At 67.6% G+C, this 7417-nt stretch carries 2 protein-coding genes; one reads left to right on the forward strand and one right to left on the reverse strand.

Translation table 11 applies throughout. From position 1 onward, the window contains the following. Positions 1 to 205: 205 nt before the first annotated feature. The gene (locus ACILR9_RS21525; protein WP_395712006.1) at positions 206 to 5053 is read right to left on the reverse strand and encodes an NAD-glutamate dehydrogenase; all 4848 of its coding nucleotides are present in this window, start codon (positions 5051 to 5053) and stop codon (positions 206 to 208) included. Positions 5054 to 5491: 438 nt separating this feature from the next. Between ACILR9_RS21525 and ACILR9_RS21530 the strand changes: the two genes are divergently transcribed. Then, a complete protein-coding gene (locus ACILR9_RS21530) occupies positions 5492 to 7375 on the forward strand; it encodes a ribonucleoside-diphosphate reductase subunit alpha (RefSeq protein WP_395712007.1) in 1884 nt (627 codons plus the stop codon). The last annotated feature ends 42 nt before the right edge of the window (positions 7376 to 7417 follow it).

A 7417-nucleotide genomic window follows, 5' to 3' on the forward strand; every position in this document is an offset into this window, starting at 1 on the left:
CTTGCGAAGCAAGTGCCGTAAGCGAAGGACCTCATCGTCACCAGCCACGAGTGTGCTCTGGAACTTCTGGCGATGAGATCCTTCGCTTACGGCACTTGCTTCGCAAGTGCCTTACTCAGGATGACAGGAAATGAGCGCGGCCCTCTAATCACGATCTCTGCGGAGCGGCCGCAGGGTAAGGATTTTCGCTTGAAGCAATCCCGCTCTACACGAGGCTGCGCAGTTCGGTGATCGCGACCGACAGCATGGCGAGGTCGAGCGTGCCCGCGGTCGGCAGATCCTCCTTGAGCAACCGGTCGATGCGTTCGAAGGCGAGCTGGCGCGGCTCGCTCCAGCGCGTCAGCACCACGTCGGGGTCGGTGGTGCCGGCTTGCGCGGCAACGCGCAGGGCCGAGGTCAGGAGATCGGCATGCAGCGCGGCAAGATCGTCCTGGACCGCGAGCGCCGCCTGCGCCGGCCACTGCCCGTCGCGCGGCAGCTTCAGCGCGGCGGTCGCCAGCGTCGCCAGAGAAAGCCGCTCGCCCAGGCGGAAGTAGAGCCGGCTCGCCGCCTCGATGCTGCAGTCGTTGGCGCGCGCCGCCTGCATCAGGTCGCCGGCAGCGGCCAGGGTCTCGAGCGCCGCAGCGCGGCGGGCCAGCGCGGCCGGTGCGCCCATCGCCTCGAAGACTGCCGCCCGGTCGGCGAGGGCCGCGTTCTCGGCCTGGCCCACCAGGCCGATCGGCAGGTCGCCCATGGCGCTCACCGCGGCGCCGAGCTGCTCGGTGGCGGCCATGGTGTCGAGCGGCTGCGGCAGGCGGCGCAGCGTCCATTGCACGACCCGGGTGAGGAAGCGCTGCGAGGCGACCAGCATGCGCACCTGCGCCTCGGCCTTGAGCGCCTGGTCGAGGCCTTCGATGTCGCTCCACAGGTCGCGCAGCTTCCAGGCGTCGCGCACCACGGCGAAGGCGCGGGCGATGGCCGCCGCCGAGGCGCCGGTGCGCGATCCGACGTTGCGCACGAAGGTCGGGCCGCAGCGATTGATCAGCGAGTTCACGACCTGAAGGGCGGCGATCTCGCGCCGCAGGCGATGGTTGCGGATCGCCGGCGCGTATTTGTCCTGCAGTGCCTGCGGGAAGTAGCGCAGGAGCTCGCCGACCAGCAGCGGATCGTCGGGCAGGTCGGAGGCCAGGATCTCGTCGTTGAGGTCGATCTTGGCGTAGGCCAGCAGCACCGAGAGCTCGGGCCTCGTCAGGTACTGGCGGCTCTGGCCACGGCTGCGCATCGCTGCCGAGTCCGGCAGGAACTCGACAGTGCGGTCGAGCCGGCCCTGCCGTTCGAGGGCGCGCATGAAGCGCTCCAGCCGGTCGTGCTCCTCGCCGGCCTGCTCGGCGGCGACGCTGATCGCCTGGCTCTGCTGGTAGTTGTGCCGCAGCACCAGCGCCGCGACCTCGTCGGTCATCGAGAACAGCAGCGCATCGCGGTCGGCGCGCGCCAGCAGCCCGCCGGCGATCGCCGCGCCGGTCACGATCTTGATGTTGACCTCGTGGTCGGAGGTGTCGACGCCGGCCGAATTGTCGAGCGCATCGGTGTTGATGCGGCGGCCGCCCAGCGCCGCCTCGATGCGGGCGCGCTGGGTGAAGCCGAGATTGGCGCCCTCGCCGATCACCTGTGCGCGGAGCTGCGCGGCGTCGACGCGGATGGAATCGTTCGCGCGATCGCCGGCGTCGGCCTGGCTCTCGTTCGAGGCTTTCACGTAGGTGCCGATGCCGCCGAAATAAAGAAGCTCGACCGGCGCGGTCAGGATGGCGCGCATCAGGTCGGCCGGCGTGAGGCTCGGCGCCTCGATGCCGAGGACCGTGCGCGCCTCGGCGGAGAGCGTGATCGACTTGGCCGAGCGATCGTAGATGCCGCCGCCGGCCGACAGCAGCGCCTTGTCGTAATCGCGCCACGACGAGCGCGGCAGGTCGAACAGCCGCTTGCGCTCGGCCCAGCTCTTCGCCGGATCGGGCAGCGGGTCGATGAAGATGTGACGGTGGTCGAACGCGGCGACCAGCTTGATCTGCCGCGACAGCAGCATGCCGTTGCCGAACACGTCGCCTGACATGTCGCCCACGCCGGCAACGGTGAACGGCGTCACCTGGATGTCGTGACCGAGCTCGCGGAAATGGCGCTTCACCGACTCCCAGGCGCCGCGCGCCGTGATGCCCATCTTCTTGTGGTCGTAGCCGGCCGAGCCGCCGGAGGCGAACGCGTCGTCGAGCCAGAAGCCATAGTCGCGGGCGAGCGCGTTGGCGATGTCGGAGAAGGTCGCGGTGCCCTTGTCGGCGGCGACCACGAGGTAGGGATCGTCACCGTCGTGGCGCACGACATCGGCCGGCGGCCGGATGCCGCCGTCGGCGTAGTTGTCGGTCAGGTCGAGCAGGCCGCGCACCAGGGTCTGGTAGCAGGCGATGCCCTCGGCCTGGATCTGCTCGCGCGTGCCGCCAGCCGGTGGCTGCTTGACGTAGAAGCCGCCCTTGGAGCCGACCGGCACGATGACGGCGTTCTTCACCATCTGGGTCTTCATCAGGCCGAGGATCTCGGTGCGGAAATCCTCGCGCCGGTCCGACCAGCGGATGCCGCCGCGCGCCACCCGCCCGCCGCGCAGATGGATGCCCTCCATGCGCGGGCTGTAGACGAAGATCTCGACCAGCGGCCGCGGCGCCGGCAGCTCGTCGATGGCGCGGCTGTCGATCTTGAAGGAGAGCCAGTCCTTTGGCGCTCCATCGGCGGCGCGCTGCCAGAAATTGGTCCGGAGCGTGCATCGGATGGCGCTGAGGAAACGGCGCAGGATGCGGTCGTCATCCAGGGTCGCGACCGAGTCGAAGGCGGCGGAGAGTGCAGCCTCGATCTCCGCGATGCGCGCGAGGCGTTCGGTCGATCGTGCCTCGCCGCGCGCCGGGTCGAGACGGGCGGCGAACAGGTCGGCAAAGCCGCGCGCGAAGACCGGATAGGCGGCGAGCGTTGCTTCCATGTAATCCTGGCTGAAAGCGATTCCGGCCTGGCGCAGGTACTTGGCAAAGGCGCGCAGGATGGTGACCTCGCGCCACGCCAGCCCCGCTCCCAGGACCAGCCGGTTGAAGCCGTCGCTTTCCAGCTTGCCGGCCCACAGCCGGTCGAGAGTCTCGGCAAAGCGCGGGCCGGCGGCGTCGAGATCGACGGCCGACTTGTCCATGGTTTCGACGCTCAGCACCTGCAGGGCCACGGCAGGCCCCGGCCCCTCGGCCCCGGCGCCGAGCAGGAAGGGCACTTCGCTCAGCACCCGAAGGCCGAGCCTCTCCAGGGGCGGCAGGATATCCGACAGGGCGATCGGCTCGGCGGGATGGAACAGGCGCAGGGTGAAGCGATGCGGCGGCAGGCCGGGCTCGCGCTCCAGGCGTACGCCGAAGGTCCGGCCGCCCAATGTCGATTGCACGAAGCCGAGATCGGCGACAGCGCTCCCGGCAACGAAGCTGTCGCGATAGGCCGAGGGGAACCAATCGTCCCAGCGACGCGCGGCCAGCCGGCCTTCGACCTCGCCCAGGCCGGCCTGGAGGGCGGCGCGAAAGTGATCGCCCCACGACGTTGCGGCATCGGCGAGCGAGCGCTCCAGCTCGCCGAGATCCGGCGTCGGCGTGTCCTTGGCGTCGAGCTTGAGCGTGTAGAGCGACTGGCCCAGGGCGGAATCGCTGCTGACGTCGGAGTCGACCGAGGTCACCGTCCCCTTCCAGGCGCGTTCGAGGATCTCCCCGAAGCGGGCGCTCAAGGCGGCATCGAAGCGCTCGCGCGGCACCAGCACCAGGCAGGTGGCGAAGCGGCCGACCGCGTCGCGCCGGACGAACAGCGCCACGCGGCGACGCTCCTGCAGTTGCAGGATGCCCATCACGTTGTCGAACAGCGTGTCTTCCTCGAGCTGGAACAGCTCATCGCGCGGATAGGATTCGAGGATGGCCAGCAGCGCCTTGCCGTCATGGCTGTGCTTGTCGAAGCCGGACCGGCGCAGCAGGGCATCGGCCCGGCCACGCAGCAGCGGCACGTCGTGCACCAACGCGTGGTAGGCGGACGAGGTGAACAGCCCCACCAAGCGCCTCTCGCCGGTCACCCGGCCATCCTGGTCGTAGGTCTTGACGATCACGCAATCCATTGCGCCGCTGCGATGGACCAGCGACTGCCGATCGGTCTTCAGGATCAGGATGTTGTGCGGGCCGCGCGCCACCCGGCTCATGGCTTCGCCGGCGCCCAGGCCGGCCTCGAACAGGCGCACCTCGTCGCGCCTCAGGATGCCGAGCGAGGAGCCCGGGACCAGATCGAAGCGAAGGCCGGACTCCTGTGCCGGATCGTCGACGTAGCGGTAGCGGCGATGGCCGAGAAACGTGAAGTTGTCGTTCTCGAGCCAGCGCAGGAAATCGCCGTACTCGCCGAGCTGGGGCGATCGACTGGCGGCGAGATCGGCAATGGCGTCGACACAGGCGTGTCGCATCGCCTGCCAATCCTCGACCGCCAGCCGAACCTCGGCCAGCACCCGCGTCAGCGCCGCCGCCAACTCGTCCAGCAGGGCGGGATCATTCTGCCGATCGATCTCGATATGCATCAGCGATTCGAAGCGCGCCGCCCGGCCCGAGTCGGCGGCAAACCCCACCAGGTCGCCATCGACGTCGCGATGCACGGCCACCACCGGATGGGCCAGCAGATGGACGGCGATCTCGCGGCGATTGAATTCGTTGGCGATCGAATCGACCAGGAACGGCATGTCGTCGTTGACGATCTGCGCAATGGTATGGCGGCTGTCGAAACCGTGGTCGGCCTCGGACGGGTTGAAGACCCGAACCTTGGCGACGCCGGGCAACCGCCGGCGGGCGAAGGCGAGCAGGGCCAGGGCGGCCCCCGCGCGCTGCTCGGGTGGGGCCAGCGCCAGGTCCTTCTCGGCGATGCGGCCGAACAGGCTGCGGGCAAAGCGGGCAGCCTCCTCACCGCCGGCGCTGCCGTGGGCGGCGGTGCAGATGGCGTCCAGGCGGTTCAAGCGGGGTGGCGCCAGCGCGATGGCCATGTCGGTCATTCCCTCCCGAAGCGTCGGTGGATGTTACGTCTGTCTGTGACGGTCTGACGACACTAAGCGACGAGGGCAAAAGTGCCCATGGTCGCTGGCGTTTCCACCATCGTGCTCGCGCGAGGGGGCCGAATCGCTGCGGTTTCTGTCTGTGGCCCTTGGATTCCGCGGGAGAGCGCGTTTTGTTCTCATGCTATGCTGCATCTGCGAATGGAATCAGGATGCCCGGAACACAAAATTTCAATGCCGTATTCTATCGATATTTCAGTGTGTTAGAGCACCATTCCTGAGATTCACATGCAGCGAATAAAAATGGCGATGACAAGGCACCGCGTAACCGTATCATCAAGGAATAGTGGGGGGCGGCAGATGTCGCCCAACATCTAGGTATCTTCCACAGAGTGTTCTATCCACAGCTGTGGACAAAACCAAAAAGGGGAGCCGCAAATGTTTGATGTTGTTCAGGTTCGAAGCGGCGCACGGGTTGTTACTGATGCCTCCCGCGACTCCCGACTGACGGCTTTCGGGAAAGCGACTCTGTCCGACCGCTACCTGATGCCGGGCGAAAGCTACCAGGAGATGTTTGCCCGCGTGGCGTCGGCCTATGCCGACGACGACGGCCACGCCCAGCGCCTCTATGACTATATCAGCCGGTTGTGGTTCATGCCGGCGACGCCGGTGCTGAGCAACGGCGGCACCTCGCGCGGCCTGCCGATCTCGTGCTTCCTGAACGAGGCCAGCGATTCGCTTGAAGGCATCGTCGGGCTATGGAACGAGAATGTCTGGCTGGCCGCCCGCGGCGGCGGCATCGGCTCGTACTGGGGCAACCTGCGCTCGATCGGCGAGAAGGTCGGCATGAACGGCAAGACCTCGGGCGTCGTGCCGTTCATCCGGGTGATGGATTCGCTCACGCTCGCCATCAGTCAGGGCTCGCTGCGCCGCGGCTCCGCCGCCGTGTACCTGCCGGTCAACCACCCCGAGGTCGAGGAATTCATCGAGCTGCGCCGGCCGACCGGCGGCGATCCCAACCGCAAGGCGCTCAACCTGCACCACGGGCTGCTGGTGTCGGACGCCTTCATGCGCGCCGTCGAGAACGACGAGGAATGGGGCCTGGTCAGCCCCAAGGACGGCTCGGTCCAGCGCAAGATCTCGGCCCGTTCGCTGTGGATCCGCATCCTGACGGCGCGCATCGAGACCGGCGAGCCGTACCTGGTGTTCGTCGATCACGTGAACAAGGCCCGGCCCGAGCATCACAAGCTGGCCGGCCTCGAGGTCAGGACCTCGAACCTGTGCAGCGAGATCACGCTGCCGACCGGGGTCGACCATCACGGCAAGCAGCGCACCGCGGTGTGCTGCCTCTCCTCGCTCAATCTCGAGACCTATCTCGAATGGCACGAGCATCCGACCTTCATCGAGGACGTGATGCGCTTCCTCGACAACGTCCTGCAGGGCTTCATCGACAATGCCGGCAGCGACTTCGCGCGCGCGACCTACGCCGCCCTGCGCGAGCGCTCGGTCGGGCTCGGTGTCATGGGCTTTCACTCCTTTCTGCAGCAGAACAATATCCCGCTCGAATCGGTGATGGCCAAGGTGTGGAACAAGAAGATGTTCAAGCACGTCCGCGGCCAGTGCGACACGGCGTCGAAGGCGCTGGCGCGCGAGCGCGGCGCCTGCCCGGACGCGGCCGATTTCGGTTTCGAGGAGCGCTTCTCCAACAAGCTGGCGATCGCCCCCACCGCCTCGATCTCGATCATCTGCGGCGGCGCCTCGCCCGGCATCGAGCCGTCGGCGGCCAACGTCTACAACCACAAGACCCTGTCGGGCTCGTTCGTGGTGCGCAACCCCTACCTCGAGAAGGTGCTGGAGCAGAAGGGCAAGAACGACGACGAGACCTGGACCTCGATCACCATCAGCCAGGGCTCGGTGCAGCATCTCGACTGCCTCGACGACCACGAGAAGGCGGTGTTCAAGACCGCCTTCGAGCTCGACCAGCGCTGGCTGGTCGAGCACGCCGCCGATCGTGCGCCGTTCATCTGCCAGAGCCAGTCGCTCAACCTCTTCCTGCCGGCCGACGTGCACAAGCGTGACCTGCACCAGATCCACATGATGGCCTGGAAGCGCGGCGTGAAGAGCCTCTATTACTGCCGCTCGCTCAGCATCCAGCGCGCCGAGACGGTGGCGGGCGAAGCGCTCGCCCAGCCGCTCGGCGATCTTGCCCTTTCAGCGCCAAGAATCGACGCCCCCTCGGCGCCGATCGGGCCGGTGCCGTTCGGCGTGCCGGCGGCACCGGCCCGATCCAACGATTACGAAGAATGTCTTAGCTGCCAGTAACTGCTGTCGTCCTCGCCGCGCCCGCCGGTGAATTCCGGCGGG

The organism is Reyranella sp., assembly GCF_044224635.1.
GTDB lineage: Bacteria > Pseudomonadota > Alphaproteobacteria > Reyranellales > Reyranellaceae > Reyranella.